The sequence below is a fragment of the Leptolyngbya sp. DQ-M1 genome, assembly GCF_039962505.1.
In the GTDB taxonomy this organism is placed as follows: Bacteria; Cyanobacteriota; Cyanobacteriia; order Leptolyngbyales; family Leptolyngbyaceae; genus Leptolyngbya.
This window is the reverse complement of record NZ_JAMPLJ010000001.1, coordinates 421,999-439,981: the sequence shown is the minus strand read 5'-3', so window position 1 is coordinate 439,981 and position 17,983 is coordinate 421,999. Positions and strand designations below refer to the sequence as shown.

Annotated in this window: 22 protein-coding genes; 4 read left to right on the top strand and 18 right to left on the bottom strand. The window is 47.3% G+C overall.

What is annotated here, in order from left to right:
* Window positions 1-37: 37 nt before the first annotated feature.
* From NC981_RS02130 to NC981_RS02090, 9 genes are all read right to left on the bottom strand, one after another.
* Window positions 38-1,096 (bottom strand): hypothetical protein, encoded by a 1,059-nt coding sequence (locus tag NC981_RS02130; protein WP_348241336.1) that lies wholly within the window; start codon window positions 1,094-1,096, stop codon window positions 38-40.
* Window positions 1,097-1,368: 272 nt separating this feature from the next.
* The gene (locus NC981_RS02125) at window positions 1,369-1,809 is read right to left on the bottom strand and encodes a hypothetical protein (protein WP_348241335.1); all 441 of its coding nucleotides are present in this window, start codon (window positions 1,807-1,809) and stop codon (window positions 1,369-1,371) included.
* Between the two features lie 113 nt (window positions 1,810-1,922).
* Window positions 1,923-3,203 carry a histidine--tRNA ligase gene (hisS, locus tag NC981_RS02120; RefSeq protein ID WP_348241334.1) on the bottom strand — a complete coding sequence of 427 codons (1,281 nt, stop codon included), beginning with the start codon at window positions 3,201-3,203 and terminating at the stop codon, window positions 1,923-1,925.
* 309 nt (window positions 3,204-3,512) lie between these two features.
* Window positions 3,513-3,896, bottom strand: coding sequence for a type II toxin-antitoxin system VapC family toxin (locus tag NC981_RS02115; protein WP_348241333.1), 384 nt, complete (start codon window positions 3,894-3,896; stop codon window positions 3,513-3,515).
* On the bottom strand, window positions 3,893-4,129 hold the full coding sequence (locus NC981_RS02110) for a type II toxin-antitoxin system Phd/YefM family antitoxin (RefSeq protein WP_348241332.1): 237 nt from the start codon (window positions 4,127-4,129) through the stop codon (window positions 3,893-3,895). The genes NC981_RS02115 and NC981_RS02110 overlap by 4 nt, the downstream gene beginning before the upstream one ends.
* Window positions 4,130-4,185: 56 nt before the next feature.
* A complete protein-coding gene (locus NC981_RS02105) occupies window positions 4,186-4,677 on the bottom strand; it encodes a hypothetical protein (protein WP_348241331.1) in 492 nt (163 codons plus the stop codon).
* Entirely contained in the window at window positions 4,667-5,536 is an 870-nt protein-coding gene (locus NC981_RS02100) for a hypothetical protein (protein WP_348241330.1), read from the bottom strand. The genes NC981_RS02105 and NC981_RS02100 overlap by 11 nt, the downstream gene beginning before the upstream one ends.
* A gap of 27 nt (window positions 5,537-5,563) precedes the next feature.
* The gene (locus tag NC981_RS02095) at window positions 5,564-5,932 is read right to left on the bottom strand and encodes a prevent-host-death family protein (RefSeq protein WP_052128487.1); all 369 of its coding nucleotides are present in this window, start codon (window positions 5,930-5,932) and stop codon (window positions 5,564-5,566) included.
* 383 nt (window positions 5,933-6,315) lie between these two features.
* Window positions 6,316-7,638 (bottom strand): cytosine deaminase, encoded by a 1,323-nt coding sequence (locus NC981_RS02090; protein WP_348242024.1) that lies wholly within the window; start codon window positions 7,636-7,638, stop codon window positions 6,316-6,318.
* A gap of 103 nt (window positions 7,639-7,741) precedes the next feature.
* Between NC981_RS02090 and NC981_RS02085 the strand changes: the two genes are divergently transcribed.
* Window positions 7,742-8,365 (top strand): precorrin-8X methylmutase, encoded by a 624-nt coding sequence (locus NC981_RS02085; protein WP_348241329.1) that lies wholly within the window; start codon window positions 7,742-7,744, stop codon window positions 8,363-8,365.
* Here NC981_RS02085 and NC981_RS02080 read toward each other — a convergent pair.
* The 5 genes from NC981_RS02080 to NC981_RS02060 form a co-directional block, all read right to left on the bottom strand.
* Window positions 8,362-9,141: a phosphate ABC transporter permease gene (locus NC981_RS02080; RefSeq protein WP_348241328.1), complete on the bottom strand. Its 780-nt coding sequence runs from the start codon at window positions 9,139-9,141 to the stop codon at window positions 8,362-8,364. The genes NC981_RS02085 and NC981_RS02080 overlap by 4 nt on opposite strands.
* Before the next feature lie 72 nt (window positions 9,142-9,213).
* Window positions 9,214-10,791: a DUF4070 domain-containing protein gene (locus NC981_RS02075; protein ID WP_348241327.1), complete on the bottom strand. Its 1,578-nt coding sequence runs from the start codon at window positions 10,789-10,791 to the stop codon at window positions 9,214-9,216.
* Window positions 10,792-10,914: 123 nt separating this feature from the next.
* Window positions 10,915-11,994, bottom strand: a complete 1,080-nt coding sequence (locus tag NC981_RS02070) for a DUF4350 domain-containing protein (protein WP_348242023.1) — start codon at window positions 11,992-11,994, stop codon at window positions 10,915-10,917.
* Window positions 11,994-12,614 carry a DUF4129 domain-containing protein gene (locus tag NC981_RS02065; protein ID WP_348241326.1) on the bottom strand — a complete coding sequence of 207 codons (621 nt, stop codon included), beginning with the start codon at window positions 12,612-12,614 and terminating at the stop codon, window positions 11,994-11,996. Before NC981_RS02065 ends, NC981_RS02070 begins: the two co-directional genes overlap by 1 nt.
* Before the next feature lie 6 nt (window positions 12,615-12,620).
* Window positions 12,621-13,238 (bottom strand): CPP1-like family protein, encoded by a 618-nt coding sequence (locus NC981_RS02060; protein ID WP_348241325.1) that lies wholly within the window; start codon window positions 13,236-13,238, stop codon window positions 12,621-12,623.
* A 352-nt stretch (window positions 13,239-13,590) separates the two neighbouring features.
* On the opposite strand from NC981_RS02060, the gene NC981_RS02055 reads away from it, so the two are divergent.
* A complete protein-coding gene (locus tag NC981_RS02055; RefSeq protein ID WP_190378165.1) occupies window positions 13,591-14,292 on the top strand; it encodes a response regulator transcription factor in 702 nt (233 codons plus the stop codon).
* Window positions 14,293-14,493: 201 nt separating this feature from the next.
* Here NC981_RS02055 and NC981_RS02050 read toward each other — a convergent pair whose 3' ends face one another.
* Together NC981_RS02050 and NC981_RS02045 are read right to left on the bottom strand one after the other, a co-directional pair.
* Complete coding sequence (locus NC981_RS02050) at window positions 14,494-15,021, bottom strand: hypothetical protein (protein WP_348241324.1); 528 nt, start codon at window positions 15,019-15,021, stop codon at window positions 14,494-14,496.
* A gap of 63 nt (window positions 15,022-15,084) precedes the next feature.
* Entirely contained in the window at window positions 15,085-16,002 is a 918-nt protein-coding gene (locus tag NC981_RS02045; RefSeq protein ID WP_348241323.1) for a histone deacetylase, read from the bottom strand.
* Window positions 16,003-16,140: 138 nt separating this feature from the next.
* Here NC981_RS02045 and NC981_RS02040 point away from each other — a divergent pair, with 138 nt between their 5' ends.
* Window positions 16,141-16,461, top strand: coding sequence for a hypothetical protein (locus NC981_RS02040; RefSeq protein WP_190378068.1), 321 nt, complete (start codon window positions 16,141-16,143; stop codon window positions 16,459-16,461).
* 16 nt (window positions 16,462-16,477) lie between these two features.
* Here NC981_RS02040 and NC981_RS02035 read toward each other — a convergent pair whose 3' ends face one another.
* Both NC981_RS02035 and clpS read right to left on the bottom strand, forming a co-directional pair.
* Window positions 16,478-16,768, bottom strand: a complete 291-nt coding sequence (locus tag NC981_RS02035) for a DUF2103 domain-containing protein (RefSeq protein WP_190378069.1) — start codon at window positions 16,766-16,768, stop codon at window positions 16,478-16,480.
* The gene (clpS, locus tag NC981_RS02030) at window positions 16,765-17,085 is read right to left on the bottom strand and encodes an ATP-dependent Clp protease adapter ClpS (RefSeq protein ID WP_190378070.1); all 321 of its coding nucleotides are present in this window, start codon (window positions 17,083-17,085) and stop codon (window positions 16,765-16,767) included. The genes NC981_RS02035 and clpS overlap by 4 nt, the downstream gene beginning before the upstream one ends.
* Window positions 17,086-17,204: 119 nt before the next feature.
* On the opposite strand from clpS, the gene NC981_RS02025 reads away from it, so the two are divergent.
* Window positions 17,205-17,909: a DUF4230 domain-containing protein gene (locus NC981_RS02025; protein ID WP_348241322.1), complete on the top strand. Its 705-nt coding sequence runs from the start codon at window positions 17,205-17,207 to the stop codon at window positions 17,907-17,909.
* Window positions 17,910-17,983 lie beyond the last annotated feature (74 nt).

Here is a 17,983-nt window from a genome sequence, read left to right as displayed (position 1 = left end):
ATCGCTAGAACAATCTTTGCAAAGTTACATCAAGGCTTTAACACCCGTAGCCTGCACCCGTAAACACAGGTTTAAGCTGATTGCCCTGCAATTCATACACGCTGAAGTTAATTGCTTCATAGCCATTGTTCTGAATCAACACTTCCTGTTTGCCGTCGCCATTTGCATCGATCGCGCCCAACACTTCATAAGCACGAGACACTTCACTCGTAGGAACAAAGTAAGGAACAACTTGACTTGCTAATATTTTTGGTTGTGGTGCAGTGTAGCCTAACCAAACATTGGCATAAATCGATTGTACAGTAGCACGATTTGAAGGCGTTACAGGTCTAACGGGTGCTTTTCGCAGTTTGCCGTAGACTTCGGGTTTGCCATCACGATCGAGATCAAACACTTGCATATCCATCAGCGCAACTGAACCTTGCACCGATTTTGCCTGCGGATTTTTAGCAATTTCGCGAGTGCCGATCTGAATCAGGTCTTTACGGTATTGTTGTCTCTGAACAGGCGTTGAACGAACCGGAGTGACGGTAGATGGAACAGATTGTGCGGCAAGGGTAGAGCGCCAAGTCTCGTCAAACTCCTGACCGTTGAAGAAGCCGCTTAACTGTCTTTCACGATCGCGAGGAAGCTGATTGAACATTGTTTGTACATTAGATTGCCCAAGCAGTTTTCCTCGTCCGATTAACAGCGACGAACAAGCAAACTGACTCACGCCTAAGCGATCGATACTAAATTTACCTAGTGAATTGCCCTGAGCATTCACAGCCGTAAAGGTTGGATTGCTGTTGAGGACACTCTTTGCAGCATTGCGTTTGACAATATCGGCTTCTTTGGCATCCTGCCGCATTTGAAGTGTGACATCGAGACTAGCATCACTGTAGCGACCATTCTTGTACTGAACGATCGGATAGATTTCGCCACGATACTGTTGATTTAGATTGTTGCGCTTAACAATGAATAGCCCAATCAGATTGTCTTGACGCGGCGTTGGAGATTGAGCGATCGCAACAGAGCGCGATTCAGTACTTAAAAGCCCACAACTGCCCAACACTAAAGCAGTCCCGACTCCAGCGAAAAGCTTAAGATTAATCATTTTTGTGAATCTATAGTGATGACTTCAGGAAGAGGAAATAGCGTTAGTGTGTGAATTTTGCAACTGGCTGTACATTCATCAACGCCATGCGTAGAACTCTCAACTGCTTTGATGTGAATTGAGTTCTGCATCAACCTCCAGTACATAGATTCAGCGATCAAATCGTAAGTTCCGCAAAGCTTTTTCGGACTCAGCAACCCAGCAATATCCTGCTCTGAAGTGAATCGCATTCTCAAAAGTCGATCCGATCCACTTCGAGAGGTGTGATCACGCTAGTTTTTGTTCAGCGAAAAGACAAAATTGCTGTTGGCGACTTGTCCTGACATTAAGGCTCCCTTGATTGTGCCGTTCAACATCAGCGAAGTATTGCCGCTGAATTTTTCAAGCTTCAGAGTCACTTTGCCGCCTGTTTGCGTACCGCTCAGCTTACCTTGTTGCAACACTCCATTTTCGCCCAAAACTTGCCATGTGCCTTGATAGCCCAATGCACTGCTTTTGATTTGCAACCGCAAAGATGTGACCGCATCATCACCTTTGCTGTGGATTCCGCCTTGCCAAACTCCGATCGCGGATGCAGGCATTGTAAAGCTGTTGAGAGGCTGAACTGGGAACTGTCCTTGCTGTACTGTTTGCGCCTGTGTCGGTCGTAGGGCGATTCCAGTGGTTAGAGTGGTTGCGGTAAACAGTGCGATCAAGGTGTTGCGAGCGTTCATTTGATATCTCCTAAGGTTTGAGTTGTGAAGTGTAAAACGTTGTTGCGTTCTACACTTCACAAGTAGGGCGGAGAAGAAACCTTTATGCACACCTGCTCAGAAAAAATGCAAAATTAAGCTCCCGATCGTTCTGCAAGTTGCTGCCGCAGTTGATCTGCATTGCTTAATAAAGCAGCCTGTGCGATCGCACTTTGCTCCCCAGTTTTCAACCATTTAAGCTGTACAGTTCCATTCTCTGCTTCAGCATCACCGAGAATCAAACAAGCCGCCGCCCCGGAACGATCGGCACGTTTAAATTGTTTTCCGAACGCACTGCCGCTCATATCCAACTCGGTTGCAAATCCAATGCGCCGAAGCGATTGAGCCAGTTTTAATGCCTGTGCTTCTGCTTTTTCACCCCGCGACACAATATAGAAGTCGATCGGACTTGCCTGAGTTTGCTGCATTTTCTGCAATAAAATCACAAGCCGTTCTAATCCCATTGCCCAACCGACCGCAGGTGTATCCGCGCCGCCCAATTGCGCCACTAATCCGTCATATCGTCCGCCTGCACAAACGGTTGCTTGTGCTCCCAAATCATCCGACTGAATCTCAAAAACGGTGTGTGTGTAATAGTCCAAGCCGCGAACTAATCGGGCATTGATATTGCAAGGAATTCCGAGATCTTGAAGCAAGGCTTGAACACGATCGAATCTCTGTTTCGACTCTGCACTTAAGTAATCTAAAATGCTCGGTGCATTTTCTAAAATTGCTTGCGTTTGTGCATCTTTGGAATCAAGAATTCTCAGCGGATTTTTGGTCAAGCGAGTTTGAGAATCGGGATCGAGTTTGTCTTTGAATGGCGTAAGAAACTCAATCAATGCAGCGCGGTAATTTTGGCGATCGTCCGCATTTCCGATCGAGTTCAATTGCAGCGTGAGATTCTTTAACCCGATCGATTGCAGAATGTCCGTGGCGATCGCAATCACTTCCGCATCGGCTCTCACATCCCCGCTTCCTAAAACCTCAACACCCAGTTGATGAAACTGCCGTTGCCGTCCTGCTTGGGGACGCTCGTATCGGAACATCGCTCCGGTATACCACAAGCGCTGCACGCCGCCTTGAGCCTGCATTCCGTGTTCGATGTACGATCGCACCACTCCCGCCGTTCCTTCCGGTCGCAGCGTAATCGAGCGATCGCCCCGGTCTTTGAACGTATACATCTCTTTGCCGACCACATCAGTTGCCTCTCCGATGCCGCGCTCAAACAAATCGGTCTGCTCAAAAATTGGAGTGCGAATTTCTTGATAAGCCGCACGCGCCAGCGTTTCACGAGCGATCGCTTCAATTCGTTGCCAGTTGCCGATTTCTTCCGGCAAAATATCCCGCGTTCCGCGAGTCGCTTGAATACCCATGTCCCACAAAATCAAATTCGCTTACTCAGTCTACCGACAAAGTTAAGCATTATGGTTACGACCCCTGACAAATTCCGCTAATAAGGGCTAGGTTCTCGATCGTGCATTACTTGCAAGATGAAAACGTCATTGTCACGAACAACATCGTAAAAACGATCGCCATATTGCCAAATCACGAGATTGAACGTTTATCCCAATTCAATCTCAGGCTAAGCCAGCTAACGGTGAAGTTGTGCGGCGGCAGATAATCTCGGACTCCCACCACCAACCTCTGTTCCGCCCCCACCAACGCATTATTGGGCTGCACTGCTACAGGACATTGACTGAGTAGGCACAAATTGCTGTGTCCACTGTCGCAATTGTTAAATCATTTTGTAAGGCTTGACAGATAAGCATTCTGTCAAATGGATCACGATGTAATAGTGGCAGTTTAGCCAGTTGAACCACACTAATTTCATCAAGGGCAAGACTGGCAATTTGATGTAGATCGCGCTGTTTGGGTAAATACGTTTCGGGATGCTCCGGCAGAGGCAGCTTGCCCAACTGGTACTTGACAATTGCTTCCCAGACTGAGATTGCACTCAGATAAACCTCATTGTCTGGATCACGAATTGCATCCCGAACATCTGTTAACAACTGGGTATCGCCACTAATGAACCATAGAAAGATGTGAGTATCTAGCAGAATCTTCATTTGCCCTCGAATGCGCTGAGAAGATCTTCCGGCAAAGGAGCATCGAAATCATCTGGAACGATAAACTCACCTGCACATAAACCAAATGGTCTCAATTGTTTGCTACTGGTAATCGGTCTAAGTTCGGCAATAGGCTTGTCAGATCTAACAATGACAAGAGTTTCGCCTGCCTCTACCTGGTGAAGGTACTTCAAGGGATCACGTTGAATTTCATCAATAGTTACATTCAGCATCAGCCTACCTCGGTGTAAATTTGATGGACAAACAAATCTCCAAAACATCAAAGAGTTCAAAGGCTCTCTAGGTAAAGAGTTTTGATCTGAAAGGCAACTTTTCTAGCTTGGGTTAGTGGAATGGGATAGCCAACTGTGTTGTACCCTCTATTGGGAACACTTCTCTTTTGAAGAGTTTTCTGTAATTCCCAAACTAGCACTCTCAGTTTTCCTGGCTTAAAGACAAGAATTTCTTGCTCTGGTATCAGGACGATCCAGTAATCCGCCTGAGAACTCCACCCCCATCCTGGAATCATCTCTTTGTCGTTCGAGATAGTTTCAAAAAAGAGATTGCCTGTCCGTTTAGCCACAAGGTCAAACTTATACTCGATCGTGATAACTGATCCATCTGACCGAGTGATAATTCTGTCTATCCCTGCTTGCTGGTACTTCATCTCGTTAGAGACATCAAGCACTTTGTAGATAGGATGTAACCACTGGTCTAAGAAGGTTTCTCCCTCTTGTCCAACTTTGCGCTGAGTTTCAAAATCGTATGGTTTAGTTTGCATCGATTTGAGGGATGTAGAGTTGGATACCATCGCTACCTTCTCGTCGAATTGGAATGCCAGCCCACCGTGACACCCAATTCACCAATGCCCGCAAGGAACTGGCTCTGCGAGGATTGGTGGTTCCTCCACAATCACCGAAACTTACCAGAGAAATCACCTCTTGAATTAATTCTTTAGTGAGTTCTTGATCGTCACGAGTTGTTTTCTCAATAATCATTTGAATTGGGTAGAACCCTAGCAATGCTTCTGCAAGAAGGCGTTCACGAGTTTCCTGATCATCGCTCTGGGCAATCCTTTTCCCTCGATCTGTTAAGACGTAAATGCTTGAAGACTTATTCTCGGTCGAACCTCGACTGGCAAGACCAATCTCCATCACGGGTCGTCCAAGGTAATCTCCTCTCCTAGCCAAATCTTTTTCTTTTTTGGCACCACTACCAAAAGCAACACCTAAAGATTTAGATGTGTTGGTTCCAGAATGAATTAGCGCAACAGTCTTAATGTACTTCTGTGGATCACCGATTTGAGGGATGTAAATGGGCTGTTGCTCGCCTCCACGCAGATCCTGATCTAGAGCAGTTTTCCAATCAATTAAGTGAGAAATCTGCTGGAACTCATAAAACCTGATTTCTTTTCTCGGAACATCAACAGCATAGGTAAGCTGGAAAGTTCTTCCCTTGAGTTCATAAACTAATCCCGAAACACCAGGCTTGATACCACAACAAGCCCCTTCAACTTCACCAGTCTGCTTGAGAATTTCTAGGACAGGCGCAAGTTCCTGCTCTACTGCCAGATCACAGAATGTACTTCTGTCAGAAAGTATCGTCTTAGTTTGAGAATCAAAATACGTAAACTTGAACACTTCAATTAACTCCTCATGCTGCAATAACTAGACCTGAATCTCAGAAGGAACAAACAAAACTTTATCTGCGTCACCAATCAGTGGTAATGAAAGGTAATGCGTGAAGCGAGGCGATACAAATGCCACAACCCGCCTTTTATGAAACGTCAGATAGATACAATCTATTCCACCCAAAAGCCTCTCCCAGGATTCGGTTAGCTGATCACGAAACTCAGTGAGAGGAATCTCTTCACTGTTCTGAATACTAGGTTCTCCCTCTTCTGAATTGAGAGCATCAATATCTTGAAGTGGAAGCAAAAAGGCTGCAACTTCACCATAGTGAGTACATACAATCCGTAAGTTACCCGACTGAACTTGCCGCCTAAGTTTTGGCAGCTTGACTCTTAATTCGGACATCGGGATTTGCTTAAAACTTTTGTTCATGTTTACTTGCCCTTCCCTACACCTCATAATGGCAAATCATTTTGAAACTGTCAATAGTGTCTTACGTTTTTTACATTTTAAGTCTAAACCAGAGAATCAGCAAGGATTGTAGGGTATCTTGCTTTGCGTAGAATAGATGGTTTGCGCTAGATGGGTACTGCGTGCCAACCGAGAACACTCAGGTTGCTGCCCTCACCGATAACCTAAGCAGCTCAACTCTTTTTTAGACAGATTTGATCCGCCTTATTCTGTCTAACTCCTCTAATTCAGGGTTTCATACGGCTTTTCGTCTGGATAAAACTCTGAATCGGGATGATATGTAGAATTTTGTCTGTATATCACTCCGAAATGGGCAGCTATGTAGACGAAATTCTGTTTTCAAGTAAATTATCCAACTCGGTATAGCTGGGTAAGGTCGTGTCGATCGCTTTTCCGTTTCTCAACACAATCCGATCGTGCTGCGATCGCGACAATAACTCCCGATAATTCCGCCCCTTAAATAACACCAAATCCGTAGGCAAACCCACTCCAATTCGTCCCACTTTCGGCAAATTCATTAAATCCGCAGGCGTAGAAGTTATTGCCTTTGCCCAATTCCCAAAGGGATGATCTAACTGAGCAATTTTCACCGATTGGCTAAACACTTCTAACGCATCGTGATCACCATACGCATGAAACGGATCGCGGCAATTATCTGAAGCAATCGCCACCGGAACTTCTGCTTGTTTCAACTCATGTAATAATGTGACTCCGCGCCATCTTGGAGTTTTTCCGGGTCGTCTTCCTTGTAGGTAAAGATTGCACATCGGGAGACTAACAATCCCGATTCCAGCTTCTTTTACGAGTGCGATCGTTCTATCTGCCTCGGTATCTTCTTGAACTGCCAAACTACAACAATGACCGCAAACAACTTTGCCCTGATATTCATGTCGAATTGCGGCTTCTGCGACTCGACGTAAGGTATCTGAGTTTGGATCATCGTTCTCATCCGCGTGAAAATCTAAATTCAAGTTCCGTTCTTTCGCGAGTGAAAAGACGCCATCGATCTGTTGATCAATCTCAGGATTAATGAACGTCACTCCGCCTAAAACTCCAGCAGATTCTGCGACTAAATCTGCAAGTTTTTCTCCTTCAGGTGTTAGAAAATAATCTAATGAAACCAGACAAACGCCTTGTAAAATAATTCGATCTGCCCATTTCTGCCGCAACTCTCGAAACACTTCAAAACTGATCGTGCCTTGTTTACCTGCTGAATCTAAATGTGTCCGAATCGCTTTCGTCCCATGAGCATAGCTACACTTCAGACCAAACTCCATGCGACGATACACATCTTCCGCATCCCAATTCTTCTCCGAATCTGCGCGGACTGTCGCGAGTGCGCTCTCAAAGGTTCCATCTGGATTTGCTGCCCGATTCCAAATATGTCCCTTGTCTAAATGCGTATGCAAATCTACAAAACACGCCCAAACCATTCCACCCTGCAAATCGATCGACGCAACCCCAGCATTGCTCTGAGTTCCCGTAGGAACGATCGCAGCAATCACACCCTCAACAATCTCTAAATCGACGTTTAGCAACTGATCTGATGCCTTCTGCGTCGTCCACAGCTCCTCACCCACCAGCAAACAAGCAGGCACATGGGCATTTCTAATCCAATAGTGATTTGCAGCAAAAATCATAAGGTTTGAGCCATTGCATTCCTCTGATTTTGCCATGCAACTCGAATAAATCCGAGTAAACTAAGAGAGCTTGGAAACCAATGTAAAAAAAGTAACAACCATTATGGAGTGGCACCCGACCGACGCACAAAGCTTAGCCATCATCGATCGAGAAGTGGGTGATCACACTCTATCTCCGGCCGAATATGAAATCGTCCGACGAGCGATTTATGCAACTGCGGATTTTGACTATAAAACCCTGATTTATTTCTCGGATTTGGCGCTGCAATCCGGTGCAGCAGCGCTTGCGGCTCGGACAACCATTATTGTCGATGTGCCAATGGTGCAGGTTGGAATTAATACCAACATTCAAAACACCTTTGCCAATCCAATCTATTGCAGCATGGAGACGATCACTCGTCCCCAGAAAGAGAAAACCCGTGCAGCTTGGGGGATTGAAACATTAGCTAAACGCTATCCAGAAGGAATCTTTGTCGTCGGACAATCTCAAACCGCACTGATGACGCTTGCCGCCCTCATTCAAGCGGAAGAAATTAAACCTGCTTTAGTTATTGCCACGCCGTCCGGGTTTCTCGATGTCGATGCTGCCAAGGCGCGATTGAGTGATTCTCTAGTTCCGCATATTCGCACCGAAGGCAGAAAAGGAAGCGCAGTCGTCGCGGCTGCGATCGTCAATGCCCTCGTGGATCTTGCGTGGCAAGCCTACGGCGGCAATCAAGCAAGTTAACGTCGCCGTCTCGATCGTGGAATCCGTTTTCTCGGCTGCGGTGCTTCAAACTGCTCGTAGCGATCGTCGTACTCCTCGGGTTCATCCCGACGATCGTCGTACTCGTCGGGTTCAATATCGATCGTGTTCAACCGCCGACTCACCGCTTCAAACTCATCGCGACGCAAGTAAGGATAATCGCTCACCCAAACGCCAACGCGACTGACAAACACATCGCTTACTTTAGCAATCCGACTCAAATCCGGTCGATCGGACATCACTAGCATTTCCGCCGTATCTCCAATCCGAATCGCTTGATGTTCGCGCTTAAGCGGCACTTGAATCCGCGTGGCAAATCCTGACTCATCCCCGACTTCTACATTAATCCGCCGCTCTCGATTCTCGGTGACAACTAAATCGCCCCGGTTATTCACACTTTCTTGAGTGCTAACGACTTCATCACTAACGAAGACATCGAACACCTCGCCGCGCAAAAATCCCGCGTACTTATAGCGCCGACACGAGGCATTTCGCGCTGCTGCCAGAACTGCGGGACTCCACAGCCAATACACCAGCGCAAACAGCGACATGAAGAACGTTACACCCTGAAGCACGTCCTGCAATTCGCCTGACGCAAAAAACGCTCGAATTAGCAGCACAGTTGCCAGTGCCGAGATCGAGATCAGCACTCGACGCAGGAAATCAGGAAACTTACCCCAGCAATATTTATACTGAGCGCCAGTCCCCACGAACGGAATCAGATCTTCAAATTTCTTACGGCTTAAAGGAACTAGCATAGGTCAGTCGATCGACAAACAAAACGGCGTTCCTTCAATTCTAGACTGGAGGAAAAGCACTGGTGCGATCGACTAAACGGCTTGCGCTTCAGAAGGCGCTGATTCCAGAGCATTGTTCAACTCCTGACGCGCCAAATAATCCGCTAATTGCGCCTCGATTTTAGTACGGACTGCTTGACGATATTCCAGGAAATGCTCATTCAGCGCACAAACCGAGAAGTAATGTTCTACAACGGTTGGATTGTGTTTCAGAATGCTGAACAAGTGGTGCCAGAATTTCCAGCGCGTTTCTCTCACGACCCCTTGTCGCCAACAAACAGTGAGAAATGCTCGGATAACCTTCCAGGTCACTTTTCTTAATTTTGCAGAATGTCTTGGCGCTCCCAGTTTCAGGAAGTGGCGATAGGTGCGATCGAGATAGTTCACCGGATCATACAGCCGCCAAAATCCATCGATATATTCTCGCGTCACTTCCTCTAGCGGACGAGTCGGCACAAAGTTCATCAGCGTGGTTTGATTCAGGTTGGCGTTGTCTTCAACTAAGCGACCTTCTCGTTTTAAGCGATGCCAGAGTGCGGTATCGGGAAGGGCTTGCAGCATCGAGAAAATCGCGATCGGGATTGTTGTTTGCTCAACAAATCGCACAATGCGATCGCCCGCTCCCGATGTTTCGTTATCAAACCCGATGATGAAGCCTGCCATCACTCGCAGTCCTGTTCGGGTGATCGCATCAACTGCATCAGACAGGGAATTGCGTGTATTTTGATGCTTACTGGTCAGCGTCAAGCTCGATTCATCTGGCGTTTCAATTCCCAAAAATACGCCATTAAAATTACACTCGACCATCAGATCCATCAGTTCAGGATCTTGTGCTAAATCGACCGAAGCCTCGGTGCTGAGATGGAACGGATACTCATGCTCTGCCATCCAGTCTTTCAGCGCTCTCAACAAGAGTTTGACATTGCGCTTATTGCCGATGAAGTTATCGTCCACCATGAAAATCGATCGTCTCCAGCCCAATTCATATAAACGATCGAGTTCGGCTAGAAGCTGCTCTGGGCTTTTTGTGCGAGGCTTACGCCCATAGAGAACAATGATGTCGCAGAATTCACACTGAAACGGACAGCCCCGCGAGAACTGCACCGACATATTATCGTAAGCCTCAAAATCCAGCAGATCGAATCGAGGAATCGGAGTAATGGTCACATCCGGTCGATCGCCCTCAGATCGATAAGTCCCTTGTGTTTCTCCGCGCTGAATCGCTGCGATAAACTTCGGTAAAGTAATCTCGCCTTCATCCAAAATCAAATAATCCGCTTCTGCGACTTCTTGTGGCAGTGCCGTTGCATAAGGGCCTCCAACTGCGACACGCTTTCCACGCCGTTTCGCTTCTTGAATCTGCGCCAACAGATCTCCTTTCTGCACAATCATTGCCGACAGAATCACCAGCTCTGCCCAGTCCCAGTCTGCCTCAGTCACCTCGCGAACATTGCGATCGACCAGCCTAAATTCCCAGTCTTGCGGCAGAATTGCTGCCACTGTAATCAGTCCAAGCGGCGGCAGCATCGCTTTCCTGCCCACAAGCTCTAACGCTTTTTCAAATGACCAAAAACTTTGAGGAAACACTGGATACAGCAGTAAAACACGCATATTGAAGCTCTGGCAATTCTTTCAAGAACGGATCAAAAGCTGTCGCAAGCTTATCTTGATCTTTCTGTTGACTTCTCAGACTTCGTATTTCGTAACAATCTTGCAGGGTTTTGTTAAAACTTCTCAACTCCAGGGGAAGCTCTGCCTGATCTCTTTTAGGTGAGCTAGCCATTTGATTAACTCTTGCTCACTCAATCGCTGTTTCTCTGGAAAAAGTTGCGCCAGTTCTGCGGCAGGTCTTCCGGTTTGCTCCACCCACGCCTTGATCAACACTTCTCGATCGACCAACACCCCTCCAAGTCCTAACGATCGCTGGATCTGCAATTGCTCTTCACGCCCAACCACATCCACAACAAACTCACTCCGTCCCGCTTTGTACAACACACTTGCTAGAGCTTGCGTATACGCCTCGCTATCATTCACACGAGAGGCTTCAATCGGCTGTGCCTGTCCAAACCTGCGATTCTTTGCCCAAACCAGCACGATCGAGAGCCCGATCGCCTGCAAAAGTACAACCGATAGAGGCGTTCCGAGCAAGTACCCTAACCAACTTTGCCGACTTTCAGTTTTGGCAGTTTCGTCGCGGTAGCCGTGCAGGTATTCATCAATCCAAATCTTTTTTCCAGTTACTAATTGCGCCAGAAACGGAAAATTTCCTGGCTCATCTTGATACGCATTAGCCGCTAAAAAAGGCGTTACGGCATAAATAATTCGACCTTTTCCCTTGGGTTCTTCCCAAACGAGCGATCCAAAGCGATCGCCCAACAATCGTTTAATTCCTTTATCGCTCGTCAGTCGTCTAGAAGTCTCAATTTTTACCAAGCCTCGATCGCTCTCGTGCTGCGTGGAAAATCCCGCCTCAGTTGCTGCTAGATCGCGTCCGCCTAGAACAATCCAAGTATTGCCGCGATCGATCCAGTTCAAATCGGGATTCGCCATTCCAAGCCCAGAGGGATCAACCTGGATCATTGTGTTTCCCGTGCCCGAAATTTGCTCAATCTCACGGATTGTTTTCCGCCACCGCTCAACCGGAGTTCCCTGACGCTGCATATAGGCATACCAAGCCCCGTAGCCATCCGGGGAACGGCTGAACGTAGAGCCGCTGGTAATTCGGTTGCTTCTGGGTGCGATAAACAGGGTTAAGCTGATGATCACAGCAAGCGCAAGCAGCCCGAAAACCAAACGTCGATCGAGTTTTTTCATCACGCCATTTTTGCCATATCAACCGTTGCGCGTTCAATGTTGCCATAGGCGCGTTGGACTCGATCGAACATTTCCGCTGAAATTGGCGTATCGCTAAAACAAAGCAACTCGTGAGTTTCAAGTAACATTTGATACGACTCAGCTTGAGGCAGTAGTTGCACCAGCCGGGAATATTCGCGATCGGTACGGCTTTTGTCGATTGCAATCAGCTTCGTCTCATTCAACCGTTGCAGCATCGCCATATAAAGCGCCCTAGATGCTTCTCGGTAATTTCCCTGCTGTTGAAATTCCTGAGCAGACTTTACCCAGCCTGCGATCGTCCGCTCTTTTTCAGGCTGGGAAGCGGTGCGATCGAAAAACTTCGCAATCTCAGCTTGATTTCGATTTAGATAAGCGCGAACCCAGAGATAGATTTGAAATCCCAACCAAGCGACAGCCAAACTGACAAGCACCCAAAAACCTGCCTCTAGCCACCAAGACGGGAACCACCAATTTGGCGCATTGGGCAAATTTGGAGGCTGAACCTGTGGAAATCGTAATTCAATCCACTCGCCCACCCGCCGAAAAAACTGTTGGATTTGCCAATTAAAATCGCTTCTCTGGAATTGCTCAGCCGCCATCAGAAATTACTTGGTAAAGCTACTGACCACCCATAAAACCAGAAAAGTTACCAAACTGATAAAAATTTCGTTCGGGGGCAGCATCGGTACAGAGGGCTGCAACAGCGTATAGGCAACTCCACCGATCGCAAACCCCAGCAACAAGCCCGCTACCCCTAGCAGCACCGCTCGCCCTAACTTCCGCTCTTTGCGGAAGAGAAAATACAACGCTGTTCCCGTCGCCAGCGCCATCGAAACTTGCAGCACCTGATCAGTGGGATAAAGATATACAAGCGCGCCTAGTCCCACCATTGCCACCCCAGGAAACGCGATATCCTGAGTGCTCGGCTGATCAATCAAGCTCATCAACCACTGGTTCGATTTTGAGGCTGGAGCGGGAGTTTCAGTCGGAGTCGCTTGCACTAATTTCTCTGGAAATCGAATGCGGTCGGGCACTTTGATCTTGCCTTCTTGGCGCAATCGAAGTCGCTCCATCAGCACAGAATCATATGCTGCTTCCACTTCTGCGATTTTTCGCTGATCACCTGATAATTCTTCAACCAAACGGGCACGAGCCGTCTGAATCTCTTCAAACGTCGCACCTTCAGAAACGCCTAACTTTTCATACGGGCTTTGGGCACTCATGGGCTTGTTACTCCACCTTCTCTACCAAAGTAACCTAGCTGCATTGGGGATTACAACTAGAGTGTAGACGATGTGTTCCCGACTTGGAGATAAGTTTTCTGATCCAACTGGATCACCGCTTTCTCTAGTAAAGCGCGATCGCCGCGCTGTAATCAATGTGCGTATTCCCTACTTCTAGTTTAGATTCGACCGTAAAATTGCGGAAACTTTATCAAACCAGGATATTCTAATCAAAAGCTAAGGCATACTAATGCTGATGACAAATTTCTTCTGTGTAAAACAGAAATAGGAATTTTTTCTTAAACGCCCGATCGCTCCCTTCTCAATTTACTTTTAACGCAAGGTTATGGTCATGGCTCCAGCCAAGATACTCGTCGTGGATGATGATCCGGCAATTCGGAATCTCGTTCATCGCTTCCTTACCAAGCAAAGTTATCAAATGGAATCTGCCGAAGATGGCAAATCCGCGATGCAAATTTTTGAGCAGTTCAATCCGGATCTCGTCATCCTAGACGTAAATCTACCGGATGCGAACGGCTACTCGCTCTGCCAGGAGATGCAAAGCCGCACCAATGTTTTTGTCTTGATGCTGACCAGCCGGACAGATGAGGCAGATAAGGTACGTGGGTTCGCTCAGGGAGCAGATGATTACATCACGAAACCGTTTAGCTTGGTGGAGCTAGGTGGTCGAGTTGGCGCAATTCTCAAACGTCAACGGATTGTGACCACTGCCGAGCAGCAATGTCTCGCTTTTGGGGGATTGGTCATTGATCCGGTACGGCGCGAAGTGAAGCTGAATGATGAAATTGTGCCCCTAACCGCGCTAGAGTTCGATTTGCTGCACTTTTTAGCGGCGCATCCCGGACGAGTTTGGCGACGGGCGGAATTGATTCAGGAAGTTTGGGATTACGAGTACGTCGGCGATCAGCGAGTAGTGGATGTCCATATCGGACAGATACGCAAAAAGATCGAGATTGATACGAGCCAGCCTGCTTTGATTCAAACGGTTCGGGGTGTCGGTTACAAGTTTGAGTCGCCTGCGGCAGTTAGCTAGGGCAAAAAACTCAACCCAATATAAAACCGGGGAAAGCTTTTGCAAACCCCGGTTTTATTGTTTACAGATTTAATAGGTAGATGAACAAAATTAAGTTCCGCATTGGGTTTGGGCTTCGGCTGCGCTCAGCCTACAGTGATCTGGCTTTTGAGCGTTGAGCGTAGCCGAAACGCGGTAACCCATTCTGTCTACCTACTTGCATTAATTTAGCTGAGTGTTTGCAATGATCTCTACAACACGATCGTTCTTCAATCGAAGCATCAATAGCGAAGCGTTCGCATCATTGCTGTAAAAGATTCTGTCCTGAATCGTCGTGCTGGGTGTTCCATACACTTGCGTGACTTTACTGCGACGATCGCCCACTCGAACATCTTCTAGTGTGGCAACTTTGGCGCTCCGGGTTGAGATGGAATAGACCGATGCGTTGCGCGCTTGATTGGCTCCTTCTGGTACTTCCAACCGGACTTCAAACTCTGCATACTGCCAGCGCAGCAGTACCCCACAACAAGGAGACTTCTCTGCTTTCATGTTCAATGGCTTACCCAGCCTACGCTGCACTTCAGAGGCTTTCATTCCCAGTTGGATTCCGCCAATACCCATTCGGGAGAAGGAAAATTCTTGCACTGGGGAGGTGGGAACAGGCGCGGAAAATGCGCTCGTTGGCGGAGCCGCGATGGTAGCAATGGTAAGCACAACAACTGGAAGAAGCGCTCTGTAATTTGAAGGCATCATCATTGGCGTATAGGGTGTTGAGGAATGCTTCAATCTGCGATCGACCCATTCCTCAACACCCTACAAACGGTATTGTCGAAAGACATCGCTCGCCGCCCGATGCACGATCGAATGCCGATAAACGAGCGCATCCATGTCTTCGGCATATCCGCCTCCAATCACACAAGCAACCGGATAGCCTTGCGAAACGCAGGTGGTTAAAACTTGCATCTCCCGACGATATAAGCCTGAATCTGTAAGTGCGAGTTTGCCTAAACGATCGCCCCAATGCGGATCAACGCCTGCGTCATACAGCACTAAATCTGGGTTGATTTCAGATAGTAAATCGGGTAAATATTCTGCCAAGGTTTGTAAGTATTCATCGTCTTCCATGCCTTCTGCTAACGGAACATCTAAATCACTTTGCTGTTTTGTTCCAGGAAAGTTAATTTCGCAGTGCATAGAGAATGTAAAAACACTTGGATCAGATTGAAAGATAAATGCCGTACCATCGCCTTGATGCACATCTAAATCGACAATTAAAATTCTTCTAACTAGGCCTAATTTCTGTAAGACACGAGAGGCGATCGCTAAATCGTTAAAAATACAAAATCCCGACCCATAATCGGGAAAAGCATGATGAGTTCCACCCGCAGTATTACAAGCTAAACCATATTGCAGAGCAAGTTTGGCAGTGAGAATTGTTCCTCCGACTGCGGTACAAGTCCGATTCACCAATTCAGGACTCCAGGGTAAACCGATGCGCCGCTGCGCCTTCGCATCAAGGGTTCCAGAGCAGTAAGCGCTGACATATTCGGACGCATGAACGAGTTCGAGCCAAGTTTGTGGTGGACATTCAGGACGGTGAAATTGTGCGGGATCAGCGACTCGATCATTTAGAAGCATCTCGTAAAGTTTCTTAAATTTCTCCATTGGAAAGCGATGATCCCGCGGCAACGGTGCAACGTAATTAGGATGGTAAATTAGGGGCAAATTCATGCAAAAAAACGATCGATTTCTATCTGTAGTTTTGTTAAAAAATTGCTTTCATTATTGCTATTTGTAAGACTTTCTAGAGTAGTAGACGTTTCATCCTTTAGACTGATTCATGACTTAAACCCGTCTTATACCCGCACTATGGCTCATTCAAATTGGCACGACTATTTGAACCTTGCTTCGTTCTTTGCCAGCGTCCTCGGACTCTATGTTTTGTGCAATAAAAAGCAAGCAGAGACAGAAGACGCTGATATTGCCGATCAGGTTCTATTTTCGATGGCGTTTGCCTATTGGATTGTACATTGCGTCGCGATTGGGGCACAGAAATGGATTTGCCCAGATTGGGAGGTTTGTATGCTGAGCCTCAAGTGGACAGGCGTAATTTCCTACCTCCTCACCTTCTCCTGCGCGCTGAGCCTACCGCTACATCGAATCGCCTCGACTCAACAGCAAGCGGAATAGTGACTTGAGCGAGCGGTTACTTCCCGTTCAGCAAGGCGATCGCGCTTTCAAGCTGATCTTGGTTCAGCGTCGTGAGAATGAAAACCTCTTGAACTGATTTACCTTGACGCGCAATCGCCTTGAACCCGCCCCTGATGGGCACAGAAATTTTGAGCTTAAACTGGGGAGAATGAGAGCGCACCGACCCGATTACCGCTGGCGTAACGGTCTGGATTCCCTCCACCTGGATTAGCTTCTCAAGCATTGCAATCAACCCCGGAATGTAGGTCGAATGCGTCAGCACCAGCCGCCCCGGTTTATTTTTCATGCTTGCTCCAAGGGAGCCATCGTTAAGCCCTCGACAGTTAACTGCATATGATAGAGTTCCGCTTGTTCTAGTGGGCCTGTCCAGACGATCGCTTGTCCTTCAAAATGCACTTGATTGGTCAGCTTCCAGGCGCGATCGCTGGTCATTTTTGGAATATACTGCATCAGGCATTTGGCGACGTGCTCAAATGTGTTGAAATCGTCGTCCAGAACGATTACCTTGTAGTTCGGATAGGTTTGGCGAGTCGTTTGACTGGTTTTCTCAAGAGTCGTGCCCCCCGCCGTCATTGAAGCTGAATTGACAAAAACGCTCGTCATAACTCTCAGTAAGGGCTTAATTCACTAAATTTATTACCAAATTCTAATTCAGTCTTCACTAAGTCGCTCAATTTTGAAATAGTAAGCTTGTTCTAAGCTAGAGATATTTGAATTAGACGATGCGAAAAAGAGATCGCCACAAGTCAGGAGCGGGCAGCGTGTTCAAAAATATTAGCTGGATGTTAGCGGGAAGCGGACTCATGTTGAGTGCTGTTCTCGTTACTGGATTCTTGCGATCGGGCGATCAGTTTTTCGCTCAGCTTAAATCGTTAATGAATGCCAAGCCGCCAGAACCCAAAGTCGAAACTCGATCGGTGGTGATTCAGCAGGTTCGGCAAGTGAGCGAACTGACAACGGCTGTATTCACAATGGAGGCAGTGGTGCCGACGCAGCAGGATGCAACGATCGCAGGCATGGTGATTGGGACGACAAAGCTGTTGTACATCGCGCGAGGGGAGGTTCGAGCAGGCGTTGATCTAAGTGGGCTAACCGCTCAAGATGTGAAAATTACGGGTGATACGGTTCGATTGCAGCTACCTGCACCCAAGATTCTAGACAAAAAGATCGATGTGACGCGATCGAGCGTGTACGACTACAATCGTGGGCTTCTCGGATTAGGGCCAGATGTTGCCCCCAGCTTACAGAAATTAGCTCAAGAAGAAGCGCTTAAAAAGATTCAGCTCGCGGCTTGTGCTGATGGAATTTTAAGCAAAGCTAACGATCGAGCAAAATTAGCCGTAAGCCAGATCATTCGGATTTCTGGGATTAAACAAGTGATTGTTGAGCCACAGTCTGTCGCAACACAGGAATGTTCAGCACCATAAAAAGAATACAGAACTGAGAAATTCTACAGCAAAAATACTGATTCCTGTTAATGGAAATTGCTCAAGATTATAGA